At 68.4% G+C, this 1790-nt stretch carries 1 protein-coding gene; it reads left to right on the plus strand.

Annotated features, from left to right (window positions below):
- Positions 1-1790 (plus strand): acetoacetate--CoA ligase (locus AC3A35_RS27765; RefSeq protein WP_487439787.1); only part of this gene is annotated, 1790 nt, incomplete at both ends.

Genomic DNA, 1790 nt, shown 5'->3' on the forward strand with positions numbered 1-1790 from the left:
TTGTGGACCCCGTCCGCGGCGCGCATCGAATCCGCCAACGTGACCGCCTTCCGGCGCGACGCCGAGCACCGCTGGGGCGTGTCGCTGCCCGACTATGCGGCGCTCGACGACTGGTCGGTGGCCAATCCGGCGCAGTTCTGGACCAGCGTGTGGGAAGACGGCGGCGTGATCGGCGAGCGCGGCGCGCGCGTGCTGGTCGACGGCGAGCGCATGCCCGGGGCGAAGTGGTTTCCCGATGCGCGCATGAACTTCGCGCAGAATCTGCTGCGCAGCCGCGACGCCCACGATGCGCTGGTGTTCTGGGGCGAGGACAAGGTCAAGAACCGGCTCAGCCACGGCGAGTTTTATCGCGCGGTAGCGCGCTTTGCCGCGGCGCTGCGCGAGCAGGGTGTGGGCCAGGGCGATCGCGTCGCCGCCTTCATGCCCAACATGCCCGAGACCGTGATCGCGATGTTGGCCGCGGCGAGCATCGGCGCGATCTTCACCTCCGCTTCGCCCGACTTCGGCGTGCAGGGCGTGCTCGACCGCTTCGGTCAGACCGCGCCCAAGGTGCTGATCGCCTGCGACGGCTACTTCTACGGCGGCAAGACCATCGACTGCCTGGACAAGCTCGGCGACATCGCACGCCAGCTGCCCTCGCTCGCGCGCGTGGTGGTGGTGCCCTATGTGCATCAGGCCCACGACCTGGCGGGCATCCCCCATGCGCGGATGTATGCCGACTTCGTCGCCCCACACCACGCCGCGACCGAGATCGCGTTCGAAGCGCTGCCCTTCGACCACCCGCTCTACATCATGTACTCGTCGGGTACCACCGGCGTGCCCAAGTGCATCGTGCACGGCGCCGGCGGCGCACTGCTGCAGCACCTGAAGGAGCACCGCCTGCACAGCGACGTGAAGGCGGGCGACCGGGTGTTCTACTTCACCACCTGCGGCTGGATGATGTGGAACTGGCTGGTATCGGGCCTGGCCGCCGGGGCCACGCTGCTGCTCTACGACGGCTCGCCGTTCGCATCCGACAACCGCATCCTGTTCGACTACGCCGACGCCGAAGGCATGACCCACTTCGGCACCTCGGCCAAGTTCATCGACGCCGCCGCCAAGTTCGGGCTGAAACCGCGCGAGAGCCACCGCCTGGCCACCGTGCGTGCCATGATGAGCACCGGCAGCCCCTTGGTGGCCGAGGGCTTCGACTACGTCTATCGCGAGATCAAGGCCGACCTGCAGCTGTCGTCGATCTCGGGCGGCACCGACATCATCTCCTGCTTCGTGCTCGGCTCGCCGGTGCTGCCCGTATGGCGCGGCGAGATCCAGTGCCGCGGGTTGGGGATGGCGGTCGACGTGTGGGACGACGAGGCCCGCCCGGTGCGCGGCGAAAAGGGCGAGCTGGTGTGCTCGAAACCCTTCCCGGTGATGCCGCTCGGCTTCTGGGGCGACGACGATGGCAGCAAGTACCACGCGGCCTACTTCGATCGCTTCCCCAACGTGTGGTGTCACGGCGACTTCTGCGAGATCACCGCGCACGGCGGGCTGGTGATCTACGGGCGCTCGGACGCGACCCTGAACCCGGGCGGGGTGCGCATCGGCACCGCCGAGATCTACCGTCAGGTCGAGAAGCTGCCCGAGGTGGTCGAGGCGCTGGTGATCGGCCAGGACTGGCCGCCGCAAAACCCGAGCGACGTGCGCGTGGTGCTGTTCGTGAAGCTGCGCGAGGACCTGACCCTGGACGAGGAACTGGTCGGCCGCATCAAACACACCATCCGCGCCAACACCACCCCGCGTCACGTGCCGGC

The sequence above is a fragment of the Azoarcus sp. Soil_N_20 genome (assembly GCF_057656155.1).